We start from the raw sequence: 24814 nt of genomic DNA on the forward strand, positions 1-24814 counted from the left end.
GCCGGATGAATGGAGCGCCACGGCTTTGGTTACTTTGGCCACGACCAAAGTAACCCGCCGTAAGGGCGGAAAGGTGACTATGCGTCGACATCGCAAATGAATGCAAATAAAAACATCAAAACAAACAACGAACAACGAACAACGAACAACGAACAACGAACAACGAACAACGAATCTAACACCAATAAAAAAACCCGCATCACTCTCGCAACACGGGCTCTTCAAAATCCAAACTCAAACCACCCAGATCACCGCTCCAGCAGAATCCGCAACATCCGCCGCAGCGGCTCCGCAGCCCCCCACAGCAGCTGGTCGCCAACGGTAAAGGCCCCAAGATACTGCGACCCCATGTTCAGCTTGCGCAAACGCCCGACCGGCACGTTCAGGGTCCCGGTCACCTGGGTAGGACTCAGCTCCTGCATGCTGATCTCACGCTGGTTCGGCACCAGCTTCACCCAGGGATTGTGCTGGCTGATCATGCCTTCGATATCCGCCAAAGGCACATCCTTGTTCAGCTTGATGGTCAGCGCCTGGCTGTGGCAACGCATGGCGCCGATCCGCACGCAGATGCCATCGACCGGAATCGGGCTCTTGAAGCGCCCAAGGATCTTGTTGGTCTCGGCCTGGGCCTTCCACTCTTCGCGGCTCTGCCCGTTCGGCAGCTCCTTGTCGATCCACGGGATCAGGCTGCCAGCCAGCGGCACGCCGAAGTTGTCGGTCGGGAAGCCCTCGCCACGCATGGCCTCGGCCACCTTGCGATCGATGTCGAGGATGGCGCTGGCCGGGTTGGCCAGGTCGTCGGCGACCGCCGCGTGGATACCGCCCATCTGCTTGATCAGCTCACGCATGTTCTGCGCGCCGGCGCCCGAGGCCGCCTGGTAGGTCATGGCGCTCATCCACTCGACCAGGCCGGCTTCGAACAGGCCGCCCAGGCCCATCAGCATCAGGCTGACGGTGCAGTTGCCGCCGATGTAGTTCTTGGTGCCCGCGTCCAGCTGCTGGTCGATGACCTTGCGGTTGACCGGGTCGAGGATGATCACCGCGTCGTCCTGCATGCGCAGGGACGAGGCCGCGTCGATCCAGTAGCCCTGCCAGCCCGCTTCGCGCAGCTTGGGGAAGACTTCGTTGGTGTAGTCGCCGCCCTGGCAGGTCAGGATCACGTCGAGGGTCTTGAGCTCGTCGATGCTGTAGGCGTCCTTGAGCGGGCCAGTGTCCTTGCCCACGGCAGGGCCTTGGCCACCGACGTTGGAGGTGGTGAAGAACACCGGCTCGATCAGGTCGAAGTCCTGCTCTTCGAGCATCCGCTGCATGAGCACGGAACCGACCATTCCACGCCAACCGATCAGACCTACACGTTTCATCGCAACTACACCTTTGCTAAAAGTGGGCCGCCACCGGGAGTTTTTGGTGGCGGGCCAGAGAGATTACAGATTCCGCAGCGCTGCGACTACTGCGTCGCCCATTTCCTGCGTACCCACCTTGCTACAGCCCTCGGAGAAGATGTCGCCGGTGCGCAGGCCCTGGTCCAGCACCCGGCTCACCGCCTGCTCGATCGCCTCGGCGGCGGCCGTCTGGTTGAAGCTGTAGCGCAGCATCATCGACACCGAGAGAATGGTCGCCAGCGGGTTGGCGATGCCCTGCCCTGCAATGTCCGGCGCCGAACCGTGGCACGGCTCGTACATGCCCTTGTTGTCGGCATCCAGCGACGCCGACGGCAGCATGCCGATGGAACCGGTGAGCATGGAAGCCTCATCCGACAGGATGTCGCCGAACATGTTGTCGGTCACCACCACGTCGAACTGCTTGGGCGCGCGCACCAGCTGCATGGCGGCGTTGTCCACGTACATGTGGCTCAGCTCGACGTCCGGGTAGTCCTTGGCCACCTCTTCGACCACTTCGCGCCACAGCTGGCTGGAGGCCAGGACGTTGGCCTTGTCCACCGAGCACAGCTTCTTGCCGCGCACGCGGGCCATGTCGAAGCCGACACGGGCGATACGGCGCACTTCGCTCTCGCTGTACGGCAGGGTGTCATAGGCCTGGCGCTCGCCGCCTTCGAGCTCGCGCTGGCCGCGTGGCGCGCCGAAGTAGATGCCGCCGGTCAGCTCGCGGACGATGAGGATGTCCAGGCCGGAAACGATCTCGGGCTTGAGCGACGAGGCATCGGCCAGTTGCGGATAGAGGATGGCCGGGCGCAGGTTGGCGAACAGGCCCAGTTGCGAGCGGATCTTCAGCAGACCGCGCTCCGGACGGATGTCACGCTCGATCTTGTCCCACTTCGGGCCGCCCACGGCGCCCAGCAGCACGGCGTCGGCCTCGCGCGCGCGCGCCAGGGTCTCGTCGGCCAGGGGCACGCCGTGCTTGTCGATGGCCGCGCCACCGATCACGTCATGGGTGAGGCTGAAGCCGAGCTGGAACTTGTCGTTGGCCAGTTCCAGCACCTTGACCGCCTCGGCCATGATTTCCGGACCGATGCCGTCACCTGGGAGAATCAGAATCTGCTTGCTCATGCGTTCCTCTATCCAATCAAGCGGCGCGCCCTGTCGGCGCGCCGATAAACTCAGTGTCCAACGGGCCTCATAGCGGGGCAAGCCTGCTCCCAATGAGGCCGTCGATCAATCGCGGAACAACCAGGGCTGGCTGGCGCGGTGCTTGCCCTCGAACGCCTTGATCGCGTCGCTGTCCTGCAGGGTCAGGCCAATATCGTCCAGGCCGTTGAGCAGGCAGTGCTTGCGAAACGCGTCGATCTCGAACTTCAGTACCTTGCCGTCCGGACGGGTCACGGCCTGGGCCTCGAGGTCGATGGTCAACTGGTAACCCGGGTTGGCCTCGACCTGTTTGAACAGCTCGTCGACCTCGGCAGCGTCAAGAATGATCGGCAACAGGCCGTTCTTGAAGCTGTTGTTGAAGAAGATGTCGGCGAAACTCGGCGCGATCACGCTGCGAAAACCATACTCGTCGAGCGCCCATGGGGCATGCTCGCGGCTCGAGCCGCAACCGAAGTTCTCCCGCGCCAGCAACACGCTGGCACCCTGGTAACGCGCATGGTTGAGCACGAAATCCTGGTTCAACGGGCGCTTGCTGTTGTCCTGGTAAGGCTGGCCGACGTCCAGGTAACGCCACTCGTCGAACAGGTTGGGGCCGAAGCCGGTGCGCTTGATCGACTTGAGGAACTGCTTGGGGATGATCTGATCGGTGTCGACGTTGGCACGATCCAATGGCGCGACAAGACCGGTGTGCTGGGTAAAGGCTTTCATGCTGCGCTCCCTTGGATCAACTCGCGGACATCGATGAAGTGGCCGGTCACCGCGGCGGCGGCGGCCATGGCCGGGCTGACCAGGTGGGTACGACCACCGGCGCCCTGGCGGCCTTCGAAGTTGCGGTTGGAGGTGGACGCGCAGTGCTCGCCGCTCTCCAGGCGGTCCGGGTTCATCGCCAGGCACATCGAGCAGCCTGGTTCACGCCATTCGAAGCCGGCCTCGAGGAAGATCTTGTCCAGCCCTTCTCGCTCGGCCTGGGCCTTGACCAGGCCCGAGCCCGGCACCACCAGCGCCTGCTTGACGTTGGCGGCGACCTTGCGGCCCTTGGCGATCTCGGCGGCGGCGCGCAGGTCTTCGATGCGCGAGTTGGTGCACGAACCGATGAACACACGGTCGAGCTTGATCTCGGTGATCGCCTGGTTGGCGGCCAGGCCCATGTACTTGAGGGCGCGCTCGATCGAGCCGCGCTTGATCAGGTCGGGCTCGGCGGCCGGGTCCGGCACGCGCTGGTCGACGGCCAGGACCATCTCCGGCGAAGTGCCCCAGCTGACCTGCGGCTTGATTTGCGCGGCGTCGAGTTCGACCACGGTGTCGAACACAGCGTCGGTATCGGACACCAGGCCTTTCCAGGCCTCGACGGCCTGCGTCCACTGCTCGCCCTTCGGCGCGTACGGGCGGCCTTCGACATAGGCGACGGTGGTGCCGTCGACAGCCACCAGGCCTACGCGGGCACCGGCTTCGATGGACATGTTGCAGATGGTCATGCGGCCTTCCATCGACAGCTCGCGGATGGCGCTGCCGGCGAACTCCATGGCATGGCCGTTGCCGCCGGCGGTGCCGATCTTGCCGATCACGGCGAGGACGATGTCCTTGGCGGTGACGCCAGCGGGCAATTGACCCTCGACGCGCACCAGCATGTTCTTCATTTTCTTGGCCACCAGGCACTGGGTGGCGAGCACGTGCTCGACCTCGGAGGTGCCGATGCCATGGGCCAGGGCGCCGAACGCGCCGTGGGTGGAGGTGTGCGAGTCGCCGCAGACCACGGTCATGCCCGGCAAGGTCGCGCCCTGCTCCGGGCTGATGACATGGACGATACCCTGACGCTCGTCATTCATCTTGAATTCGACGATGCCATATTCGTCACAGTTCTCATCGAGGGTCTGCACCTGAAGGCGCGACACCTGGTCGACGATGGCCTCGATGCCGCCCTTGCGCTCCGGCGTGGTCGGTACGTTGTGGTCGGGGGTGGCGATGTTGGCGTCGATGCGCCACGGTTTGCGGCTGGCCAGGCGCAGGCCTTCGAAAGCCTGGGGCGAAGTCACTTCGTGGATGATGTGGCGGTCGATGTAGATCAAGGACGAGCCGTCATCGCGGCGCTTGACCTCATGAGCTTCCCAGAGTTTGTCGTAGAGCGTTTTGCCAGCCATCAGACTGTTCCTCATCAGCGTCTTTCTATGCCAAAGACCCCTTGGCTTGTACGGACGATGCTATGGCGATAGATTGAATAACTCAAATTCATAATTTTCATGCTTTGCATAACCATCAGGAATTCAAATAGATGGACCTGGCCAACCTCAGCGCCTTCATCGCCATCGCCGAAACCGGCAGTTTTTCCGGGGCGGGCGAACGCCTGCACCTGACCCAGCCGGCCATCAGCAAGCGCATCGCCGGCCTCGAGCAGCAGCTGGACGTGCGCCTGTTCGACCGCCTGGGCCGCGAGGTCACCCTCACCGAGGCCGGCCGCGCCCTGCTGCCCCGCGCTTATCAGATCCTCAACGTACTCGATGATACCCGCCGCGCCCTGACCAACCTCACCGGGGCGGTGAGCGGTCGCCTGACCCTGGCTACAAGCCATCACATCGGCCTGCACCGCCTGCCGCCGCTGCTGCGTGCCTTTACCCGCCAGTACCCGGCGGTGGCCCTGGATATCCAGTTCCTCGACTCGGAGGCGGCCTACGACGAGGTGCTGCACGGCCGCGCCGAAATTGCCGTGATCACCCTGGCGCCCGAGCCGCACCATTTGGTGCGGGCCGTGCCGGTATGGGACGACGCCCTGGACTTCGTCGCCTCGCCCGAGCACCCGCTGGCCAGCAACGGCGCGGTCAGCCTGGCCGACGTGGCGCGCCATCCGGCGGTGTTCCCCGGCGGCAACACCTTCACCCACCATATCGTCCAGCGCCTGTTCGAAAGCCAGGGCCTGGTGCCGAACATCGCCATGAGCACCAACTACCTGGAAACCATCAAGATGATGGTGTCGATCGGCCTGGCGTGGAGTGTGCTGCCACGTACTATGCTCGATGAACAAGTGGCGCCCATCGCCCTGCCCGGCATACAGCTGTCACGCCAGCTAGGCTACATACTGCATACCGAACGCACGCTGTCGAACGCGGCCAGGGCTTTCATGGCCCTGCTCGACAGCCATGCAGGGTCCGCCTGACCGCTCGTCAGCACGGCATGACATCCACAAGGACGCGTTTTCCGCCAAAGGTCTGGTACCGATGCCCAAATCAGCAAACCGCTTTCCGCGCCTGCCACGCATCCCTGCGGCTGATCCCCAGGAGTCGGAGCTGGCCTGGCAGAACGCTCCCCAGCTGCTGGCCGCGCTCAACGGCGCGCGCCTGGGCGCCTGGCTGTGGGACATCGAGAGTGGCCGGGTGAGCTGGTCACGGGGCACCCAGGCACTGTTCGGCTTCGATCCGCAGCGCCCGCTACCCAACGACGTCGACTACCTGGACCTGCTGCCCGAGGAAGACCGCGCCCGCACCCGCCAGGCGTTCCAGGCCGTGGTCAACGGCGAGCCGGTGGAACAGGCCATGCGCCACCGCATCCGCTGGCCCGATGGCAGCGTGCACTGGCTGGAGATCAACGGCAGCCTGACCCACGATCCCCATGGCCGGCCACAGATGATCGGGGTCATTCGCGAGATCACCCGCCAGCGCGAGCGGGAAACCGCGCTGATCAACTCGGAAAAGCGCTTCGCCACCCTGTTCCACCTCAGCCCCAACGCCATCCTCCTGACCCGCCGCCACGACGGCCTGATCATCGAGGTCAACCAGCATTTCGAGCACATGTTCGGCTGGCCGGGCGCCCAGGTGGTCGGCAAGACCAGCCTGGAGCTGGGCCTGTGGGTCAATCCCGAGCAGCGCCACCTGGTGATGGACGCCACCCGCGCCGGCAGCGGGCCGTTCACCCTGGAGGTGCAGTTCCGCGCCACCAGCGGCAAGATCCACGACGGCATCCTCTGCACCCAGGGCATCGAACTCGAAGGCGTCACCTACCTGATCAGCACCTTCGTCGACACCACCGAGCGCAAACGTGCCGAACAGGCGCTAAAGGACAGCCAGGAGCGCCTCGACCTGGCCCTGGACTCGGCCCAGCTCGGCACCTGGGACTGGCATATTCCCAGCGGCATGCTCTACGGCTCGGCCCGCGCCGCCCAGCTACACGGGCTGGACCCGGTGCCGTTCCACGAGTCATTCGAGGCGTTCTTCGAAGGCGTGCCCGAGCACGAGCGCAGCGTCATGCGCCAGGCCTACCGCAGCCTGCGCGAGGGGCCGGCGGGCAACTACCAGATCACCTACCGCGTGCAGCTGGACAACGGCGCCTCGCGCTATATCGAAAGCCGCGCCCGGCTGTACCGCGACGACCAGGGCAACCCGCTGCGCATGGCCGGCACCCTGCTCGACATCACCGACCAGGTCGAGCGCGAACAACGCCTGACCGCCTCGGAAGAAAAATTCGCCAGCCTGTTCCAGGTCAGCCCCGACCCGATCTGCGTGACCCGCCAGGACACCGGCCAGTTCATCGAGATCAACCCGGCCTTCAGCCAGACCTTCGGCTGGAACCCGGAGCAGATCCTCGGCCAGACCGCCGAGGAGATCGGCCTGTGGGCCGAATCCGCCGAACGCGCCCAGCGCATCGAGCGGGTGATCCGCGACCAGGCCCTGAGCAACGTGGCGGTGGTGGTCAACCACCGCAACGGCACGCCGCTGACCTGCGTGATCTCCAGCCGCCTGATCAGCGTCGACAGCCAGCCCTGCAGCGTCACCACCCTGCGCGACATCACCCAGCAGCAACGCGCCGAGGCGGCGCTCAAGGCCAGCGAAGAGAAATTCGCCAAGGCCTTCCACTCCAGCCCCGACGCCATCACCATCACCGAGCGCCAGAGCGGGCGCTACGTGGAGGTCAACGACGGTTTCAGCCGGCTGACCGGCTACAGCCCCGAGGAAGTGGTGGGGCGCACGGTCTACGAGATCGGCATCTGGGCCGATGAAAAGCAGCGCGCCGCCCTGCTCAACGAGCTGCGCGAGCGCGGCCGGGTGCATCACCGCGAGATGCTTGGGCGCAACAAGCGCGGCGACATCCTCACCGTGGAAGTCTCGGTCGAGCCGATCAGCCTCAACGAGACAGACTGCCTGCTGATCAATGCCCGCGACGTCAGCCTGCTGAAGAACGCCCAGGCGCAGATCCGCCACCTGGCCTACCACGACCCGCTGACCAACCTGCCCAACCGCGCCCTGCTGATGGACCGCCTGAGCCAGCAGATCGCCCTGCTCAAGCGCCATAACCTGCGCGGTGCGCTGCTGTTCCTCGACCTCGACCACTTCAAGCACATCAACGACTCCCTCGGCCATCCGGTGGGCGACACGGTGCTGAAGATCATCACCGCCCGCCTCGAGGCCAGCGTGCGCCTGGAGGACACCGTGGCGCGCCTGGGCGGCGACGAGTTCGTGGTGCTGCTCAGCGGCCTGGAGGGCAGCCGCGAGGTGGTCGAGACCCGGGTCCGCGAGCTGGCCGACACCCTGCGCGAGCTGCTGGCCGAGCCGATGTCGCTGGACGGCCAGCGCCTGCAGGTGACGCCGAGCATCGGCGTGGCGCTGATTCCCGACCATGGCGCCACCCCCGCCGACCTGCTCAAGCGCGCCGACATCGCCCTGTACCGGGCCAAGGACTCCGGCCGCAACACCACCCAGCTGTTCCACACCACCATGCAGAAGGCCGCCAGCGAGCGCCTGCGCATGGAGAGCGACCTGCGCCTGGCCCTGGCCCGGGGCGAACTGGCACTGCACTTCCAGCCCCAGGTCGATGCCCGCGACAACCGCATCGTCGGCGCCGAAGTGCTGCTGCGCTGGCACCACCCGCAACTGGGCCAGCAACCGCCGGCGCAGTTCATCCAGGTGCTGGAGGAAAGCGGCCTGATCCTCGAAGTCGGCAGCTGGATCCTCGACGAGGCCTGCGATGCCTGCGCACGCATGCTCGCGGACGGCCTGATCGACGCCGACGACTTCAGCCTGTGCGTCAACATCAGCCCGCGGCAGTTCCGCCAGAACGACTTCGTCGAGCGGGTGCTGCGCAGCCTCGACGACTACCGCCTGCCACGGCGCATGCTGACGCTGGAGATCACCGAAGGCATCGTCATCCAGAACCTGGAGGACACCATCAGCAAGATGCGCGAGCTCAAGGGCTACGGCGTGAGCTTCGCCATGGACGACTTCGGCACCGGGTATTCCTCGCTCACCTACCTCAAGCGCCTGCCGGTGGATGCGCTGAAGATCGACCAGACCTTCGTGCGCGACGCGCCGGTCGACCCCAACGACGCCGAGATCGTCCGCGCCATCGTCGCCATGGCCCGCAGCCTGGAACTGGCGGTGATTGCCGAGGGCGTGGAGCTGAGCGAGCAGTTGGAGTTTCTCGAGCGGCTGGGTTGCCACCTGTACCAGGGCTACCTGCACAGCCGGCCGCTGCCGTTGCCGGAGTTCCGCCAGATGCTGCTGGAGGCGCCGGCGGATTACTGATTAAGTTAGGAGCTTACGCGATCCCCTGTAGGAGCGGCCTTGTGCCGCGAAAGGGCTGCTCAGCAGCCCCGGCGATTACTGCTTTAACGCTGAAACCCTGGGGCCGCTACGCGCCCCTTTCGCGGCACAAGGCCGCTCCTACAGGGTCCGCATAAAGCAGAAAGGGCACCCGAAGGTGCCCTTTTTTTATCCCGCCGAACTCAGTTCAGCACCGGCTTTTCGCCGTTGATCGGGATGCGCTTGGCCTTGGCTTCTTCCGGCACGATGCGCAGCAGCTCGATGCTGAGCAGGCCGTTGGCCAAGCCCGCGCCCTTGACCTCGATATGGTCGGCCAGGCGGAACGACAGCTTGAAAGCGCGCTGGGCAATGCCCTGGTGCAGGAAGGTGACACCTTCGCTGGCGTTGTCGCGCTTGCCGCCGGTCACAGTCAGGACACCTTTTTCGACCTGCAGGTCGAGGTCCTGCTCCTGGAAGCCGGCTGCGGCAACCACGATGCGATAGTGGTCATCGCCATGCTTTTCCACGTTGTAGGGCGGGTAGCTGCTACCGGCCTCGTTACGGGCGGCGGCTTCGAACAGGTCGTTGAAACGGTCGAAACCAACGGAGTTGCGGAAAAGCGGTGCGAGAGAGAAAGCGGTAGTCATGGTCATTAACTCCTGAGATTCAGCAAGTAAAGTCACTACGCGACCCGACTTCGGCATCGCGTACTCAAGAGATATGTCCGGGCAAACGCCTTTCAAGGGCTGGCCTGAAAAATTTTACGACTGGGCATGGCTTCGTGGGAGCGGGCTTGCCCCGCGATAGCGCCAGCTCAGGCGACACAAACCTCGACGGCCTGCAGCTCCACCCCCAGCAACCCACTGATCCGCTGGCAGTCATCCTCCCGACGCAACTCGGCGAACAACGCCACCGCCTCGGGATAGCCACGGGTCAGCATCGCCAGCCACTGCTTCATCCGCCCCGGCGCGTAGCGCGGCGACAGCTTGTCCTGGGCCTGGCGCCAGAACTCGCGCAGCAGCGGCAGCAACTCGTCCCAGCTCATCGGCTGGTATTCGACGCCATCGCGGGCCGCGGCGATCTGCAAGGCCAGGTCCGGACGCGACACCAGCCCACGGCCCAGCATGATGTCCCTGGCGCCACTGACCTCGCGGCAACGCCGCCAGTCGTCGACCGTCCAGATCTCGCCATTGGCGAACACCGGCACCGCGACCACATCCTGCACCCGTGCCACCCACTCCCAATGGGCCGGAGGCTTGTAGCCCTCGACCTTGGTCCGCGCATGCACCACCAGGTGCGCCGAGCCGCCTTCGGCGAGCGCCCTGGCGCAGTCCAGCGCGCCGTCGGGGCTGTCGTAGCCCAGGCGCATCTTCGAGGTCACCGGGATATGCGCCGGCACCGCGCGACGTACCTCGCGGACGATGGCATGCAGCAGCTCGGGCTCCTTGAGCAGCACCGCCCCGCCCCGGGACTTGTTGACGGTCTTGGCCGGGCAGCCGAAGTTCAGGTCGATGACCGGCGCGCCCAGCTCGCAGGCCAGGGCCGCGTTTTCAGCCAGGCACACCGGATCCGAGCCGAGCAGTTGCACGCGCATCGGCACGCCGGCGGCGGTGCGCGCGCCCTGGCGCAGCTCCGGCGCCAGCTTGTCGAACGACGACGCCGGCAGCAGACGGTCGCAGACGCGGATGAACTCGGTGACGCACCAATCGATACCGCCCACCCGGGTCAGGACGTCGCGCAGGATGTTGTCGACCAGCCCCTCCATCGGGGCCAGGGCAATTTGCATTTCAGGGTCTCGCCACGCAAAAGGCGGCAGTCTAGCAAAAAACCGCCCCGTTTCAGCGGCCGGTCAGCGCCGGACCGTAGCCGTCGAGGAATTCCGCCGGCATGCGCTTTGGCTTGCCGCTGGACAGCTCGATGCAGGCGAAGGTGGTCTGTGCCCGCAGCAGGGTCACGCCGTCACTCGGGCGCTTGAGCTGGAAGCGTCGGGTCATGCGCAGGCGCTGGTCCCAGTCGACGATCCAGGTGCCCAACTGCAGCTCGTCGTCCTCATAGGCGGCGGCAAGGTAGTCGATTTCATGGCGGACCACGGCCATCGCCCGGTCCAGCCGGCGATACTCGGCCAGGTCCAGCCCCAGGCGCTGGGAATGGCGCCAGGCACAGCGCTCCAGCCAGGTGACATAGACGGCGTTATTGGCGTGGCCGAGGCCGTCGATGTCCTCGCTGCCGACGCGTAGGTCGATGATGAATGGTGCTGCCAGATCCCAGCTCATGCCCGCTCCATTGGGAAACTGCCCATTGAAATGCCCAACCCTGTGGGAGCGGGTTTACCCGCGAACACCAGCGAAGCTGGTGCCAGGCAACGCAATGCCTGCTCCCGTAGCGTTTTGCACACCGATCAAACGGGCACAGTGTAACGGATGCTCAGGCGCTTTGCCGCGCGTGCTGGGTAGAACGCGCCAGCAGCTCCATCACCGCCTCGCCCAGGCGCGGGTCGGCCAGCACCCGCTGATGACCGCCCTCCTCCAGCAGCAGCAGGCGGCTGTCGAACCAGGCCTGGTGAATCACCGGGGCCTCGCCGGCCGGCACCACCGGATCGTCCTCGGCGTGCACCACCAGGCCCGGCACATCCAGCTGATAGCCACTGACATCCAGGCGCGCCACCTGGACGCCAACATCCCGCTCCACCTGACGGATGAACGCGGCCCGAGCCCGGGCCGGCAGACCCAAGCGCCGGGCAAAACCGCGCAGCACGCCAAGCAGGCGGGCCGGCGCGGCGATGCTGACCGCCGCATCGGTGCGCAGCCCCCATTGCAGGGCCAGCAACAGGCTGGCGCCGCCCATGGAGTGGCCAATCACCGCCCGCAGCGGCGGCAGCTCGGCGGCGGCCTCCAGCAAGGCGCGGGCGAACGCCACCACATGCGCCTGCTCGCCGGGCGAGCGCCCATGGGCCGGCCCTTCCAGCGAAACCACGGTATGGCCGCTGTCGACCAGCCGCTCGATCAACGCCGCGAACTGAGTCGGGCGCCCTTCCCAGCCATGCATCAGCAACACCGTCGGCCCCTGCCCCCAGCGCAGCGCCGACAGCCCGAAGCGCAGGGTAATGCGCTCGGCGCGGGCCAGCAGCGGCAGTTCCCAGGCTTTGGGTGGCAAGGTGCGCGGCGTCATGAAGGCACGACGCATCTTGCCGGCGACATGTTCGGGGACCAGGTGGCCGAGGGTGCCATTGACGCCACGAATCCAGCTCAGGGTAGTCATCGCCTTGCTCCAGGGTCAGGTTGCTCAGATCACCGCCGACTTGGCGGCGCGCAGGATACGGTCGGACAGCTCGCCATCGCCCAGGGCACGGGCCACGGCCAGGCCACCCACCATCAGGGCGAAATCGGCGAGCGCCTTGTCGATGTCTTCGGGGCGATCGACCATCTGTGCGGTCATCAGCTCGATGTGTTCGGCCAGCACGTTGCGAAACGCCTCCGGCAGGCGTTGCATCTCGCTCAGCGCATTGGGAATCGGGCACGCCTGCACCTCGGAATCACGGTGCTTGCGCGACAGGTAGAAGGCCGCGACCAGGGCCCGACGCCCGGCGCCGTCAAGGGCGGGATCGACCTGAGCGAGCAAGGCGCGGCGCTCGCCGAGCAACTGGCTGAACGCCTCGAGCATGAGCTCGTCCTTGCTGTCGAAGTGGGCATAGAAGCCGCCGACTGTCAGCCCCGCGGCGCCCATGACCTGGCTGACGCTCGGCTCGGCCGGCCCCTGCTGCACCAACGCGCTACGGGCGGCATCGAGGATGCGTTCGCGGGTCTTGCTCTTCTTGTCGCTCATGGCTCACCTCAAAACATTATGACCATCATATTATGCTCATAATATTTTCTGGCAAGCGGAATCTGCGGCCATTGATCGGCGCAGCGACACTTTTCGGGAGGCAGAAAAAACAAAAGGCCCATTCAATAATCGAATGAGCCTTATAAGTCCTGCAAAACGCAGGTAAAAAATTGGCGTCCCCTAGGGGACTCGAACCCCTGTTACCGCCGTGAAAGGGCGGTGTCCTAGGCCACTAGACGAAGGGGACTTAAACCTTCGTGCCGACTCGCTGCTGCGAATCGTGGCGAATTGGTGGAGCTAAGCGGGATCGAACCGCTGACCTCCTGCATGCCATGCAGGCGCTCTCCCAGCTGAGCTATAGCCCCGGATTTCTAGCCTCGCGGCCCAGCGACATGGTGAAATATCGCTTGTGTGAAACTGGCGTCCCCTAGGGGACTCGAACCCCTGTTACCGCCGTGAAAGGGCGGTGTCCTAGGCCACTAGACGAAGGGGACGTAACCTTCGTGCCGACCCGCTTTCGCGAATCGCGGCAAAATTGGTGGAGCTAAGCGGGATCGAACCGCTGACCTCCTGCATGCCATGCAGGCGCTCTCCCAGCTGAGCTATAGCCCCGGATTTCTAGCCTCGCGGCCCAGCGACATGGTGAAATATCGCTTGTGTGAAACTGGCGTCCCCTAGGGGACTCGAACCCCTGTTACCGCCGTGAAAGGGCGGTGTCCTAGGCCACTAGACGAAGGGGACGAACCTTCTTACCTTCAAGACCCGTTTGCTGGAACCGGTCTTGCCTGACGGCCTTGGCCATCAAGCGGAATTTGGTGGAGCTAAGCGGGATCGAACCGCTGACCTCCTGCATGCCATGCAGGCGCTCTCCCAGCTGAGCTATAGCCCCACAATGTCGCTCTGAACCGAAGCGCTGGCTGGGTGCCTGGCGTTTCGTTTTCGTTCATCGCTGTGGACGGGGCGCATATTAAGATCGGATTGCAGGGCTGTCAAACGAATTTTTGAAAATATTCAAAATTTTTTTCACAGATAACAATCACTTACCGCCCTGCCCTGCTGAATCAGAGCGCCGCTCCCTTGTAGGAGCGGCCTTGTGCCGCGAAAGGACCGCAACGCGGTCCCACAATCTGTGCATTGACGCAGAATCGCCGGGGCCGCTTTGCGGCCCTTTCGCGGCACAAGGCCGCTCCTACAGGGGGCACGATAGCCGCTGTCAGGCGATATTCGCCAGCAGCTTCTCCCACTCCTTGTTTTCCTTCTTCGACACGCCACCGAGCAGGTCGATGGCCTGGCGCAGGCGGTAGCGGGTCAGGTCGGGGCCGAGGATTTCCATGGCGTCGAGCACCGACACCGAGCTGGCCTGGCCGGTGATGGCGGCGAACATCAGTGGCATGGCATCGCGCAGTTTGAACTCCAGCGACTCGACCACGGCCTGGATGCAGCCGGTGATGCGGTCCTTTTCCCACTGACGCAGGCTTTCCAGCTTCCACAGGATCAGCTGCATCACCTGGCGCACCTGGTCGGCCGACAGCTTCTTGCTCTCGAACAGCTTGGCGTCAAGCTTGAGCGCGCCTTCGAAGAAGAAGCCACCCAGCGGGGCGACCTGGCTGAAGGTCTCGACCCGGCCCTGCACGTGCGGGGCGATCTTCATCATGTAGTCGCTGTTGAACGCCCACTTCTGCACGCGCGCGGCGAACTCTTCCACCGGCAGCTCACGCAGCCACTGGCCGTTCAGCCACGACAGCTTCTCGATGTCGAAGATCGGACCGCCCAGGGAGATGCGCGACAGGTCGAAGTGCTCGACCATCTCGTCCAGCGAGAACTTCTCGCGCTCGTCCGGCATCGACCAGCCCATGCGGCCCAGGTAGTTGAGCATGGCTTCGGGCATGAAGCCCATGCGCTCGTAGAAGGTCACCGAGGTCGGGTTCTTGCGCTTGGACAGCTTGCTCTTGTCGGGGTTGCGCAAAAGCGGCATGTAGCACAGCTTGGGCTGTTCCCAGCCGAAGTACTCGTACAGCTTGATCAGCTTGGGCGCCGACGGCAGCCACTCTTCGCCGCGCAGCACGTGGGTGATGCCCATCAGGTGGTCGTCGACCACGTTGGCCAGGAAGTACGTCGGCAGGCCGTCGTTCTTCATCAGCACCTGCATGTCCATGCGGTCCCACGGGATCTCGACGTCGCCACGGAGCATGTCCGGCACCACGCAGACGCCTTCGCTCGGCACCTTCATGCGGATCACGTGCGGCTCGCCAGCGGCCAGGCGGCGCTGCACTTCCTCGTCGCTCAGCAGCAGGGCGCGGCCGTCGTAGCGCGGGGTTTCGCCGCGGGCCATCTGCTCGGCACGCATCTGCTCCAGCTCTTCGGCGGTGCAGAAGCAGTAGAAGGCGTGGCCGGCATCGACCAGCTGCTTGGCGTATTTGGCATAGATCTCGCCACGCTCGCTCTGCCGGTACGGGCCGTGCGGGCCGCCGACGTCCGGGCCTTCGTTCCATTCGATGCCGAGCCAGCGCAGGGCGTCGAAGATCTGCTGCTCGGACTCGCGGGTGGAGCGCAACTGGTCGGTGTCTTCGATCCGCAGGATGAACTCACCGCCATGCTGCTTGGCGAAGCAGTAGTTGAACAGGGCGATGTAGGCGGTGCCGACATGGGGGTCGCCGGTGGGCGATGGCGCGATGCGCGTGCGAACGGTGGTCATGGAGAGTCTCGGACAAAGAGAAACAAAGGCGGAATGTTAGCAGGGAGCGGGCACCGGGCTCCAGCAATGGCGCGATCGCCACTTGTGAGCGCCCTGCCGGGCGCTGTTAAATTTGCTTACATTTTCGCAATGACAGCCTCCCATGCCCACTCCACTCAAACGTCGCCTGCTGGTCTTCATCACCTTGGTACTGCTGGTCGGCCTTGCCTTCCTGGCCCACTGGTACTTCAAGGGGCGCTTCTACGAGAGCACCGACAACGCCTATGTGCAAGGCGAGATCACCCGCATCTCCAGCCAACTGGGCGCGCGCATCGACGAGGTGCGGGTCGAGGACAACCAGCATGTGAGCAAGGGCGACCTGCTGGTGCGCCTGGAAGCCGCCGACTTCGAGCTGGCCGTCGAGCGCGCCCGCGCGGCCCTGGCCACCCGCGAGGCGGAACTGGCCCAGGCGCGCAGCCGCCTGACCCAGCAAGGCAGCCTGATCGCGGCCGGCCAGGCCCAGGTCGCCGCCAGCCAGGCCACCCTCGACCGCTCGCAGCTGGACCTCAACCGCGCCCAGGCCCTGCGCAAGCCCGGCTTCGTCTCCGAAGAGCGGGTCACCACCCTGTCGGCGGAAAGCCATGTCGCCCGCTCCCAGGTGGACAAGGCCCAGGCCGACCTCAAGGGCCAGCGCCAGCAGGTCGACGCCCTGAACGCCGAACTCAAGCGCCTCGACGCGCAGATCGCCAACGCCCGCGCCGACCTGGCCCAGGCCGAGCTGAACCTGACCCGCTGCGCGATCCACGCGCCGATCAGCGGCACCATTGGCCAGCGCAACGCCCGCAACGGCCAGGTGGTGCAGGCCGGCGCCTACCTGCTGTCGATCGTCCCCGACGAGGACATCTGGGTGCAGGCCAACTTCAAGGAGACCCAGATCGGCCGCATGCACCCCGGCCAGCGTGCCGAACTGCTGTTCGACAGCTACCCCGACACCCCGATCGAGGGCCGCGTGAACAGCCTGTTCGCCGCTTCCGGCGCGCAGTTCAGCCTGTTGCCGCCGGACAACGCCACCGGCAACTTCACCAAGGTGGTGCAGCGCATTCCGGTCAAGCTGACCTTCGCCGCCGACAACCCGCTGCATGGGCGCATCCGCCCGGGCATGTCGGTCACAGCCACGGTCGACCTGCGCGATGGGGATGCGGATGGCCGGTGACGCGCTGCTGCGCCCCACCGCGGAGCCGACCCGGCGCGACTGGATCGCGGTGATGAGCGTGATGCTCGGCGCCTTCATGGCGGTGCTGGACATCCAGATCACCAACTCTTCGCTCAAGGACATCCAGGGCGCGCTGTCGGCGACCCTGGAGGAAGGCTCGTGGATCTCCACCTCCTACCTGGTGGCCGAGATCATCATGATCCCGCTGACCGCCTGGCTGGTGCAGCTACTCTCGGCCCGGCGCCTGGCGGTGTGGGTGTCGCTGGGCTTCCTGGTGTCGTCGCTGCTGTGCTCGATGGCCTGGAACCTCGAGAGCATGATCGTGTTCCGCGCCCTGCAGGGTTTCACCGGTGGCGCGCTGATCCCGCTGGCGTTCACCCTGACGTTGATCAAGCTGCCCGAACACCACCGCGCCAAAGGCATGGCCATGTTCGCCATGACCGCCACCTTCGCCCCCTCCATCGGCCCGACCCTGGGCGGCTGGCTGACCGAGAACTGGGGCTGGGAATACATCTTCTACATCAACATCCCGCCGGGGCTGGTGATGATCGCCGGCCTGCTCTACGGGCTGGAGAAGAAGGAAGCGCACTGGGAACTGCTCAAGAGCACCGACTACGCTGGCATCGTCACCCTCGGCCTGGGCCTGGGCTGCCTGCAGGTGTTTCTCGAGGAGGGGCATCGCAAGGACTGGCTGGAGTCGAACCTGATCGTCAGCCTGGGCAGCGTCGCCCTGCTCAGCCTGATCCTGTTCGTGATCCTGCAGTTCTCCCGTCCGCACCCGCTGATCAACCTGCGCATTCTCGGCAACCGCAACTTCGGTTTGTCGAGCATTGCCAGCCTGGGCATGGGCGTCGGCCTGTACGGGTCGATCTACCTGCTGCCGCTGTACCTGGCGCAGATCCAGGGCTACAACGCCCTGCAGATCGGCGAGGTGATCATGTGGATGGGCGTGCCGCAGCTGTTCCTGATCCCGCTGGTGCCGCAGTTGATGAAGGTGATCCCGCCCAAGGTGCTGTGCGCCCTGGGCTTTTGCCTGTTCGGCGCGGCCAGCTTCGGCTCCGGAGTGCTCAACCCGGACTTCGCCGGCCCGCAGTTCAACCAGATCCAGGTGATCCGCGCCCTTGGCCAGCCGATGATCATGGTGACCATCTCGCTGATCGCCACGGCCTATATCCAGCCCCAGGACGCGGGCTCAGCGTCTAGCCTGTTCAACATCCTGCGCAACCTGGGCGGCGCCATCGGCATTGCCTTGCTGGCGACGCTGCTGGATGCGCGGACCAAGGAATACTTCGACTACCTGCGCGAGGCGGTGGTGCCGAGCAACCCACAGGTGGCGGAGCGCCTGGCGCAGCTGGCCGAGCGGCTAGGCAGCGATAGCGCGGCGCTGGGCAAGCTGTCCGAGATTACCCACCAGCAGGCCTTGATCATGGCCTACAACGATGCCTTCCATTTTGTCGGGATCGGGCTGGCGGTGAGCATGTTGGCGGTGTTGCTGACACGCACGTTGCCGCAGGGGTTGAAGGCGGGCGAGGCTCACTGACACAGCCCACAAGCAAAATCTGTCGTGCGGCTGCCGGCCTCTTCGCGGGTAAACCCGCTCCCACAGGTTCAGCGTCTACGCGAATCCTGTGGGAGCGGGTTTACCCGCGAAGGGGCCGGCACTGATAGACGCCGCTCAACTGGCGATCAGCCGCTCGCGCAGCTTGCCGATCTCGTCGCGCAACTGCGCGGCGGCCTCGAACTCCAGGTCGCGGGCGAACTGGAACATCTTCTCTTCTAGCTGCTTGATGCGCTTGGTGATCTGCGCCGGGGTCTGCAGCTCGGCCTCGTAGCGCTCGGCCTCCTCCGCCGCCTTGGCCATGCCCTTGCGCTTCTTGCTCCGCGCTCCCGGCACCGTGGCGCCTTCCATGATGTCGGTGATGTCCTTGACCACGCCCTTGGGCACGATGCCATTGGCTTCGTTGAACGCCACCTGCTTGGCCCGACGCCGCTCGGTCTCGTCGATGGCCCGCTGCATGGAGCCGGTGATGTTGTCGGCGTAGAGAATCGCCTTGCCATTGAGGTTGCGCGCGGCGCGACCGATGGTCTGGATCAGCGAGCGCTCGGAACGCAGGAAACCCTCCTTGTCGGCATCGAGGATCGCCACCAGCGACACCTCGGGCATGTCCAGGCCCTCGCGCAGCAAGTTGATCCCCACCAGCACGTCGAAGGTGCCCAGGCGCAGGTCGCGGATGATCTCGACCCGCTCGACGGTGTCGATGTCCGAGTGCAGGTAGCGCACCCGCACATCGTGGTCGGCCAGGTAGTCGGTGAGGTCCTCGGCCATGCGCTTGGTCAGCGTGGTGGCCAGCACCCGCTCGCCCATAGCCACGCGCTTGCCGATCTCCGAAAGCAGGTCGTCCACCTGGGTCAGTGCCGGGCGCACCTCGACCTGCGGATCGACCAGACCGGTCGGCCGCACCACCTGCTCCACCACCCGCCCGGCGTGCTCGGCCTCGTAGGTACCGGGGGTGGCGGAGACGAAGATGGTCTGTGGGCTGACCGCCTCCCATTCGTCGAAGCGCATCGGCCGGTTATCCAGTGCCGACGGCAGGCGGAAGCCGTACTCCACCAGGGTTTCCTTGCGCGAACGGTCACCCTTGTACATGGCACCGACCTGCGGAACGCTGACGTGGGACTCGTCGATCACCAGCAGCGCGTCATCCGGCAGGTAGTCGTAGAGCGTGGGCGGCGGCGCACCGGCCGGGCGCCCGGAAAGGTAGCGCGAGTAGTTCTCGATGCCGTTGCAGTAGCCCAGCTCGAGGATCATCTCCAGGTCGAACCGGGTGCGCTGCTCCAGGCGCTGGGCCTCGACCAGCTTGTTGTGTGTGTTCAGGTACTCCAGTCGATCCTTGAGCTCGTCCTTGATGCCCTCCACCGCGTCGAGCAGGGTCTCCCGCGGGGTCACGTAGTGGCTCTTGGGGTAGAAAGTGAAACGCGGCAACTTGCGAATCACCTCGCCGGTCAGCGGATCGAAGGCAGCGATGTTCTCCACCTCGTCGTCGAACAGCTCGATACGAATGGCCTCGAGGTCCGATTCGGCCGGGAAGATATCGATCACGTCGCCGCGCACGCGGAAGGTGGCGCGGGCGAAGTCCATCTCGTTGCGGGTGTACTGCAGGTCGGCCAGGCGCCGCAGCAGGGCGCGCTGGTCGAGCTTGTCGCCGCGGTCGACGTGCAGGACCATCTTCAGGTACGTCTCGGGGCTGCCCAGGCCGTAGATGCACGACACGGTGGTGACGATGATCGCGTCGCGCCGCTCCAGCAGCGCCTTGGTCGCCGACAGGCGCATCTGCTCGATGTGATCGTTGATCGACGCGTCCTTCTCGATGAAGGTGTCCGACGACGGTACGTAGGCCTCGGGCTGGTAGTAGTCGTAGTAGGAGACGAAGTACTCCACCGCGTTGTTCGGGAAGAACGCCTTGAACTCGCCGTACAACTGGGCTGCCAGGGTCTTGTTCGGCGCCAGCACCATGGTCGGGCGCTGCACCTGCTGGATGACGTTGGCGATGCTGAAGGTCTTGCCCGAGCCGGTCACCCCGAGCAGGGTCTGGTGCGACAGGCCCGCGTCGATGCCCTCGACCATCTGGCGGATGGCCTCGGGCTGGTCGCCGGCCGGCTGGAATCGGGTGACGAGCTGGAACTCGGACATGACGGACCTCGTGGATGTCGCGGCAACTGTAAATTTAGCCAGTAGTCTATACCCAAATGCGCGCCCCGGGCGCGGGATTCAAGCCCGACCTGTGAACGTTCATGTCTATGGACCGGGCAATTCGACCAATGGTCGAAAAATATTTGCGCAAACAGCCGGAAAAGCTGCGCCAGACTGTCGCAGTGACCGGTCGGTATCACTATACTGACTCCCCGTTTGTGCACCGCTTCAGTGCCTTCGGCTGGAGCGTGGCGACCCCTATCACTCTCCTATCAGAGCCAAGGTAACAATGAGCCTGTTTTCCGCTGTCGAGCTGGCACCCCGCGACCCTATCCTGGGCCTCAACGAAGCATTCAACGCCGACCCACGCACCGACAAGGTGAACCTGGGCGTGGGCGTCTACTGCAATGAGGAAGGCCGCATCCCGCTGCTGCGCGCGGTAATCGAAGCCGAGACCGCCCGTGCCGCCCAGCACGCTTCGCGCGGCTACCTGCCGATCGACGGCATCGCCCAGTACGACCAGGCCGTGCAGAAGCTGATCTTCGGCGCCGAGTCGCCACTGCTGGCCGCCGGCCGCGTGGTCACCGTGCAGGCCGTGGGCGGCACCGGCGCGCTGAAGATCGGCGCCGACTTCCTCAAGCGCCTGCAGCCGGGCGCCGTGGTGGCCATCAGCGACCCGAGCTGGGAAAACCACCGTGCCCTGTTCGAGAGCGCCGGTTTCCCGGTACAGACCTACCGTTACTACGACGCCGCCAGCCAAGACGTCAACCGCGCCGGCATGCTCGAAGACCTGAACAAGCTGCCGGCCGGCTCGGTCATCGTCCTGCACGCCTGCTGCCACAACCCGACCGGCGTCGACCTGTCGCTGGACGACTGGAAAAACGTCCTGGAAGTGGTCAAGGCCAAGGGCCACATCCCGTTCCTCGACATGGCCTACCAGGGCTTCGGTGCCGGCATCGACGAAGACGCCTTCGCCGTGCGCCTGTTCGCCGAATCGGGCCTTGAGTTCTTCGTTTCCAGCTCGTTCTCCAAGTCGTTCTCGCTGTACGGCGAGCGCGTCGGCGCGCTGTCGATCGTCACCGCCTCGAAGGACGAGAGCACCCGCGTGCTGTCGCAGGTCAAGCGGGTAATCCGTACCACCTACTCCAACCCGCCGACCCACGGTGCCAGCATCGTCGCCGCCGTGCTCAACAGCCCCGAGCTGCGCCAGATGTGGGAAACCGAGCTGGCCGAGATGCGCGAGCGCATCCACGGCATGCGCAAGCAGATGGTCGAGCTGCTGGCCGAATACGGCGCCAAGCGCGACTTCAGCTTCGTCGGTCGCCAGTGCGGCATGTTCTCCTACTCGGGCCTGACCGTTGAGCAAGTGGCGCGCCTGAAGAACGAGTTCGGCATCTACGCCCTGGACACCGGCCGCATCGCAGTCGCCGCACTGAACCAGAGCAACATTCACGTGGTCACCAAGGCCATCGTCGAAGTGCTGTAACTGCTTGATTGTCTTGGGGGAAGCTTGACTTCCCCCAAGCAGTCAGTAAGATACGCGCAGATTCCGCGATAGCTCAGTCGGTAGAGCAAATGACTGTTAATCATTGGGTCCCTGGTTCGAGTCCAGGTCGCGGAGCCAAACACTGAAAACCTCCAGATGCGCAAGCACTGGAGGTTTTTTCTTTTCAGGATCCGCCGCTTGTTTTCCGACTGCCCTGGACTATCGTCTGCCTGCGCACCTCGCGCAGCAACGACAGGGAGTCAACATGGACACCGTTCGCAATGCCCAGCAAGCCGTGGAAGTGGTCGCCGATCAATCCATCCTCGCCGCACTGCAGAAGACGTTCGCGGTAGGCGGCTGCATCATCGAAAATGCCACCGGCAAGGTATTGAAGGCCATGCACAACAATGTGCTGATGCCCTACCCCGACAGCACCGCGCAACCCCCGTTCCTGCCTCATGATCCTACAGCCCACGGCGAACGCCAGTTGGTGCAGTGGTACTACGACAATCGCCAGGCCCTGAACCTGCCGCCGCCCGGCGCGCTCACCGTGGTCACTACCCTGGACCCCTGCGCGATGTGCGCAGGCTCGCTGCTGACCGCCGGTTTCAATGTGGCGGTCAGCGCCATCGACACCTATGCCGGGGTCAACTACAACAGTCAGTTCGACTTCCCGACCCTGCCGCCGGAAGTGCGCCAGAAAGCCCAGCAAACCTGGGGCTACTACGCGGTAGACAAGCCTATCGATCGGCAGTACCAGGGCTCGACAGGCCCCGTCTTCGCGAAGGAAACCATCGACTCGCGAGTATTCAGCCTGACCGGCTCGATCTTCGACGCCAGCGTCAACACGGTACGCGATGCGAGCAACAATAGTGGCCTGGCGCCTGACAAACTGAAGAACCCGGCATCGCTGCCGGCCAACAGCGCGGTGCGCAAGGCATTGACCGAACTCAGCCCATGGGCATTGACGGTCAAGTTCGACGACCCGCGCATGCCGGGCGCGGCCTTGGCCAAGCCATTGACGGAAACCGCTCGCCATGCCGACACGATGAATGCCGTGGCCTTGCTGGATCCGTTCGGCAACCTGCTGGCCTGCCTTGGCGGCCAGGAAAAACAGTCGCCCATCCGCACGGCGTTCATGGAAACCACACGCCGCTATGCCCTGATGCGCTGGCAGTTGATGAACAGCAACGACCCGCAGGTCCGCGCTGAGGCGCAGCAGTACCTCACCCATCCCAAGTACGGCACGTTCGTCTTCCTGTACATCCCTGATCCGCGCACCAGTGAAGCAGTGATGACCTTCGGTGCGTATGGCTCGACCATGGAGGGGCCTGTGCCGCAGTCGTTCCCGTCCAACCTGCAATATGTGCTGCTGCACCCAGGTGTGACGCCGCAGGCCGTGGCGCAGCTGGCGCAGAAGCTGCCGCCCTTCTACACCCAGAGCGTTCAGGTCGCCCCCAGCCAGGTGCTGGACGACGCCTTGATCCAGGCTGCGAAGGGCGCGCTGTAACCCCCTCGGTTAATCATTGGGACAGGGGTTCGGTCACTGGCCGCCCCTCGTCCACCAGGCTCCAGACCAGCAGTTTGGCCGACTGGGTCTTGCTGGCATTGCGCGACACGCTGTGCACGGTGCCCGGCGCCTCGTACCAGAACTCGCCGGCCTTGTAGGTTTTCTCCGGTTCGTCGTTGAGCTTGGAGGTCACCGCCCCTTCCAGTACATAGGCCATGACCGCTCCCGGATGCTGATGGGCGGGCGATGCCTGGCCGGGGCCATAGCTGACCGTGAGCATCACGGCTTTCTTGCCGGGGGCGTTGGTGGGGAGTTGTTCCTGGAGAATCTTGACCTGGTCGGGCTTCTCGCCGTGGGCCCAGGTAGGTGACAACGGGGCGAGCAGGCCTAATGTCAACAGGGCAATAGGTAGACGGATGGATCGCATCGGGTTTCTCCTGAGGGGTATCTGCCTGCAGGTTAAGCCCAGGGTGGTGAGGGGCAAACGGCCAATTCGCGGAAAAAACGGGAGGCCGATTGCCGGTTTATCGTTTTGGCCGTTGCCGTTGCCGTTGCCGTTGCCGTTGCCGTTGCCGTTGCCGTTGCCGTTGCCGTTGCCGTTGCCGTTGCCGATCAAAAGTCTAGCGCCAAACCCAACTAGCGACAGCTGCGTCAGCCCAGGCGCCGCCCGTACCTTCGCGACTTCAGGAGGCCGAACGCAGGCCTTGCGGAGGGAGGTGACGGGCATGGATGCCCGTCAAGCGCTGGGGCCCAGGATGGGCCCTGCAGCGCGGTCCTCCCGGGAGCAAGGCCGGAGTGAGGGGACCCGGAGCGTAGCGGAGGGCCGGATGAATGGAGCGAGGATTTTTTGGTTCCTTTTTGATCCTTCAAAAAGGAACTCGCCGTAAGGGCGAAAAGGTGACTATGCGTCGACATCGCAAATGAATGCACTTACAACTATTAAAACTAGCACAGACCGACTTTGACTTTGACTTTTAGAGTCATGTGTTTTGAAAGTTATATGCGCATTCATTTGCGATGGCGACGTATAGTCACCTTTCCGCCCTTACGGCGGCTCACTTTTTGAAGGATCAAAAAGTAAGCAAAAAATCCTCGCTCCATTCATCCGGCCCCTACGCTTCGCTCCGGGGTCCCCTCGCTCCGTTCTTGCTCCCGGGAGGACCGCGCTGAACGCCCCATCCTGGGGCGCAGCGCTTGACGGCCATCCATGGCCGTCACCTCCCTCCGCAAGAACTCCGCTCGGCCTCCTGAAGTCGCAATTGGCGGTGCCTGAACTATCGCGCGCTTAGAAGCAAGATCAAGATCAAGATCAAGATCAAGATCAAGATCAAGATCAAGATCAAGATCAAGATCAAGATCAAGATCAAGA

The 24814-nt window shown here is 64.5% G+C and carries 19 protein-coding genes and 7 tRNA genes; 7 read left to right on the forward strand and 19 right to left on the reverse strand.

Going from position 1 to position 24814, the window contains the following annotated elements:
• Positions 1-248: 248 nt before the first annotated feature.
• The 4 genes from asd to leuC all read right to left on the reverse strand — a co-directional run bounded on the left by asd (position 249) and on the right by leuC (position 4684).
• Complete coding sequence (gene asd, locus LU671_RS28175) at positions 249-1361, reverse strand: aspartate-semialdehyde dehydrogenase (protein WP_198743661.1); 1113 nt, start codon at positions 1359-1361, stop codon at positions 249-251.
• A gap of 63 nt (positions 1362-1424) precedes the next feature.
• The gene (leuB, locus tag LU671_RS28180) at positions 1425-2507 is read right to left on the reverse strand and encodes a 3-isopropylmalate dehydrogenase (protein ID WP_232857725.1); all 1083 of its coding nucleotides are present in this window, start codon (positions 2505-2507) and stop codon (positions 1425-1427) included.
• 105 nt (positions 2508-2612) lie between these two features.
• The gene (gene leuD / locus LU671_RS28185; protein WP_232857726.1) at positions 2613-3254 is read right to left on the reverse strand and encodes a 3-isopropylmalate dehydratase small subunit; all 642 of its coding nucleotides are present in this window, start codon (positions 3252-3254) and stop codon (positions 2613-2615) included.
• Positions 3251-4684: a 3-isopropylmalate dehydratase large subunit gene (gene leuC, locus LU671_RS28190; protein WP_232857727.1), complete on the reverse strand. Its 1434-nt coding sequence runs from the start codon at positions 4682-4684 to the stop codon at positions 3251-3253. The genes leuD and leuC overlap by 4 nt, the downstream gene beginning before the upstream one ends.
• 131 nt (positions 4685-4815) lie before the next feature.
• Between leuC and LU671_RS28195 the strand changes: the two genes are divergently transcribed.
• Both LU671_RS28195 and LU671_RS28200 read left to right on the forward strand, forming a co-directional pair.
• Positions 4816-5694, forward strand: a complete 879-nt coding sequence (locus LU671_RS28195) for a LysR family transcriptional regulator (RefSeq protein WP_028690430.1) — start codon at positions 4816-4818, stop codon at positions 5692-5694.
• Positions 5695-5755: 61 nt separating this feature from the next.
• Positions 5756-9052 (forward strand): PAS domain S-box protein, encoded by a 3297-nt coding sequence (locus tag LU671_RS28200; RefSeq protein WP_203647532.1) that lies wholly within the window; start codon positions 5756-5758, stop codon positions 9050-9052.
• Positions 9053-9252: 200 nt separating this feature from the next.
• Here LU671_RS28200 and LU671_RS28205 read toward each other — a convergent pair whose 3' ends face one another.
• From LU671_RS28205 to gltX, 12 genes are all read right to left on the reverse strand, one after another.
• Positions 9253-9696, reverse strand: a complete 444-nt coding sequence (locus tag LU671_RS28205) for an Hsp20 family protein (RefSeq protein ID WP_198743665.1) — start codon at positions 9694-9696, stop codon at positions 9253-9255.
• Positions 9697-9863: 167 nt separating this feature from the next.
• On the reverse strand, positions 9864-10835 hold the full coding sequence (locus LU671_RS28210; protein WP_203647533.1) for a tRNA dihydrouridine synthase: 972 nt from the start codon (positions 10833-10835) through the stop codon (positions 9864-9866).
• 52 nt (positions 10836-10887) lie between these two features.
• Positions 10888-11322, reverse strand: coding sequence for an acyl-CoA thioesterase (locus LU671_RS28215; RefSeq protein ID WP_050704724.1), 435 nt, complete (start codon positions 11320-11322; stop codon positions 10888-10890).
• Between the two features lie 151 nt (positions 11323-11473).
• Positions 11474-12307 (reverse strand): alpha/beta fold hydrolase, encoded by an 834-nt coding sequence (locus LU671_RS28220; RefSeq protein WP_203647534.1) that lies wholly within the window; start codon positions 12305-12307, stop codon positions 11474-11476.
• A gap of 24 nt (positions 12308-12331) precedes the next feature.
• Positions 12332-12871 carry a TetR/AcrR family transcriptional regulator gene (locus tag LU671_RS28225; protein ID WP_050704722.1) on the reverse strand — a complete coding sequence of 180 codons (540 nt, stop codon included), beginning with the start codon at positions 12869-12871 and terminating at the stop codon, positions 12332-12334.
• A 171-nt stretch (positions 12872-13042) separates the two neighbouring features.
• Positions 13043-13118: transfer RNA gene (locus LU671_RS28230), tRNA-Glu, on the reverse strand.
• Positions 13119-13160: 42 nt separating this feature from the next.
• Positions 13161-13236 (reverse strand) — tRNA-Ala (locus tag LU671_RS28235).
• Between the two features lie 53 nt (positions 13237-13289).
• A tRNA-Glu gene (locus LU671_RS28240) sits at positions 13290-13365 on the reverse strand.
• Between the two features lie 42 nt (positions 13366-13407).
• Positions 13408-13483: transfer RNA gene (locus LU671_RS28245), tRNA-Ala, on the reverse strand.
• Positions 13484-13536: 53 nt separating this feature from the next.
• Positions 13537-13612 (reverse strand) — tRNA-Glu (locus tag LU671_RS28250).
• A 72-nt stretch (positions 13613-13684) separates the two neighbouring features.
• Positions 13685-13760: transfer RNA gene (locus tag LU671_RS28255), tRNA-Ala, on the reverse strand.
• 324 nt (positions 13761-14084) lie between these two features.
• On the reverse strand, positions 14085-15566 hold the full coding sequence (gene gltX / locus LU671_RS28260; RefSeq protein WP_203647535.1) for a glutamate--tRNA ligase: 1482 nt from the start codon (positions 15564-15566) through the stop codon (positions 14085-14087).
• Between the two features lie 142 nt (positions 15567-15708).
• Here gltX and LU671_RS28265 point away from each other — a divergent pair, with 142 nt between their 5' ends.
• The gene (locus LU671_RS28265) at positions 15709-16758 is read left to right on the forward strand and encodes an HlyD family secretion protein (RefSeq protein WP_232857728.1); all 1050 of its coding nucleotides are present in this window, start codon (positions 15709-15711) and stop codon (positions 16756-16758) included.
• Between the two features lie 49 nt (positions 16759-16807).
• The gene (locus tag LU671_RS28270; RefSeq protein ID WP_232857733.1) at positions 16808-18298 is read left to right on the forward strand and encodes an MDR family MFS transporter; all 1491 of its coding nucleotides are present in this window, start codon (positions 16808-16810) and stop codon (positions 18296-18298) included.
• A gap of 135 nt (positions 18299-18433) precedes the next feature.
• On the opposite strand, the gene uvrB is transcribed toward LU671_RS28270, so the two are convergent.
• Positions 18434-20449, reverse strand: a complete 2016-nt coding sequence (gene uvrB, locus LU671_RS28275) for an excinuclease ABC subunit UvrB (protein ID WP_232857729.1) — start codon at positions 20447-20449, stop codon at positions 18434-18436.
• Positions 20450-20738: 289 nt separating this feature from the next.
• Here uvrB and LU671_RS28280 point away from each other — a divergent pair, with 289 nt between their 5' ends.
• The 3 genes from LU671_RS28280 to LU671_RS28290 all read left to right on the forward strand — a co-directional run bounded on the left by LU671_RS28280 (position 20739) and on the right by LU671_RS28290 (position 23445).
• A complete protein-coding gene (locus tag LU671_RS28280) occupies positions 20739-21935 on the forward strand; it encodes an amino acid aminotransferase (RefSeq protein WP_186716432.1) in 1197 nt (398 codons plus the stop codon).
• Positions 21936-21997: 62 nt separating this feature from the next.
• Positions 21998-22073 (forward strand) — tRNA-Asn (locus LU671_RS28285).
• Positions 22074-22200: 127 nt separating this feature from the next.
• Positions 22201-23445, forward strand: a complete 1245-nt coding sequence (locus LU671_RS28290) for a nucleoside deaminase (RefSeq protein ID WP_232857730.1) — start codon at positions 22201-22203, stop codon at positions 23443-23445.
• 13 nt (positions 23446-23458) lie between these two features.
• On the opposite strand, the gene LU671_RS28295 is transcribed toward LU671_RS28290, so the two are convergent.
• Together LU671_RS28295 and LU671_RS28300 are read right to left on the reverse strand one after the other, a co-directional pair.
• Positions 23459-23872: a cupin domain-containing protein gene (locus LU671_RS28295; protein WP_232857731.1), complete on the reverse strand. Its 414-nt coding sequence runs from the start codon at positions 23870-23872 to the stop codon at positions 23459-23461.
• Positions 23873-24546: 674 nt separating this feature from the next.
• A partial coding sequence (locus LU671_RS28300) for a hypothetical protein (protein WP_232857732.1) occupies positions 24547-24814 on the reverse strand: 268 nt, incomplete at its 5' end.

Origin of the sequence: Pseudomonas sp. NMI760_13, assembly GCF_021283245.1 — a bacterium.
Taxonomy (GTDB): domain Bacteria; phylum Pseudomonadota; class Gammaproteobacteria; order Pseudomonadales; family Pseudomonadaceae; genus Aquipseudomonas; species Aquipseudomonas peradeniyensis.

What these genes read in the sequence shown, in the direction of transcription:
- asd (WP_198743661.1), bottom strand. Translation starts at nt 1,361, where the DNA reads ATGAAACGTGTAGGTCTGATCGGTTGGCGTGGAATGGTCGGTTCCGTG.
- leuB (WP_232857725.1), bottom strand. Translation starts at nt 2,507, where the DNA reads ATGAGCAAGCAGATTCTGATTCTCCCAGGTGACGGCATCGGTCCGGAA.
- leuD (WP_232857726.1), bottom strand. Translation starts at nt 3,254, where the DNA reads ATGAAAGCCTTTACCCAGCACACCGGTCTTGTCGCGCCATTGGATCGT.
- leuC (WP_232857727.1), bottom strand. Translation starts at nt 4,684, where the DNA reads ATGGCTGGCAAAACGCTCTACGACAAACTCTGGGAAGCTCATGAGGTC.
- LU671_RS28195 (WP_028690430.1), top strand. Translation starts at nt 4,816, where the DNA reads ATGGACCTGGCCAACCTCAGCGCCTTCATCGCCATCGCCGAAACCGGC.
- LU671_RS28200 (WP_203647532.1), top strand. Translation starts at nt 5,756, where the DNA reads ATGCCCAAATCAGCAAACCGCTTTCCGCGCCTGCCACGCATCCCTGCG.
- LU671_RS28205 (WP_198743665.1), bottom strand. Translation starts at nt 9,696, where the DNA reads ATGACTACCGCTTTCTCTCTCGCACCGCTTTTCCGCAACTCCGTTGGT.
- LU671_RS28210 (WP_203647533.1), bottom strand. Translation starts at nt 10,835, where the DNA reads ATGCAAATTGCCCTGGCCCCGATGGAGGGGCTGGTCGACAACATCCTG.
- LU671_RS28215 (WP_050704724.1), bottom strand. Translation starts at nt 11,322, where the DNA reads ATGAGCTGGGATCTGGCAGCACCATTCATCATCGACCTACGCGTCGGC.
- LU671_RS28220 (WP_203647534.1), bottom strand. Translation starts at nt 12,307, where the DNA reads ATGACTACCCTGAGCTGGATTCGTGGCGTCAATGGCACCCTCGGCCAC.
- LU671_RS28225 (WP_050704722.1), bottom strand. Translation starts at nt 12,871, where the DNA reads ATGAGCGACAAGAAGAGCAAGACCCGCGAACGCATCCTCGATGCCGCC.
- gltX (WP_203647535.1), bottom strand. Translation starts at nt 15,566, where the DNA reads ATGACCACCGTTCGCACGCGCATCGCGCCATCGCCCACCGGCGACCCC.
- LU671_RS28265 (WP_232857728.1), top strand. Translation starts at nt 15,709, where the DNA reads ATGCCCACTCCACTCAAACGTCGCCTGCTGGTCTTCATCACCTTGGTA.
- uvrB (WP_232857729.1), bottom strand. Translation starts at nt 20,449, where the DNA reads ATGTCCGAGTTCCAGCTCGTCACCCGATTCCAGCCGGCCGGCGACCAG.
- LU671_RS28280 (WP_186716432.1), top strand. Translation starts at nt 20,739, where the DNA reads ATGAGCCTGTTTTCCGCTGTCGAGCTGGCACCCCGCGACCCTATCCTG.
- LU671_RS28290 (WP_232857730.1), top strand. Translation starts at nt 22,201, where the DNA reads ATGGACACCGTTCGCAATGCCCAGCAAGCCGTGGAAGTGGTCGCCGAT.
- LU671_RS28295 (WP_232857731.1), bottom strand. Translation starts at nt 23,872, where the DNA reads ATGCGATCCATCCGTCTACCTATTGCCCTGTTGACATTAGGCCTGCTC.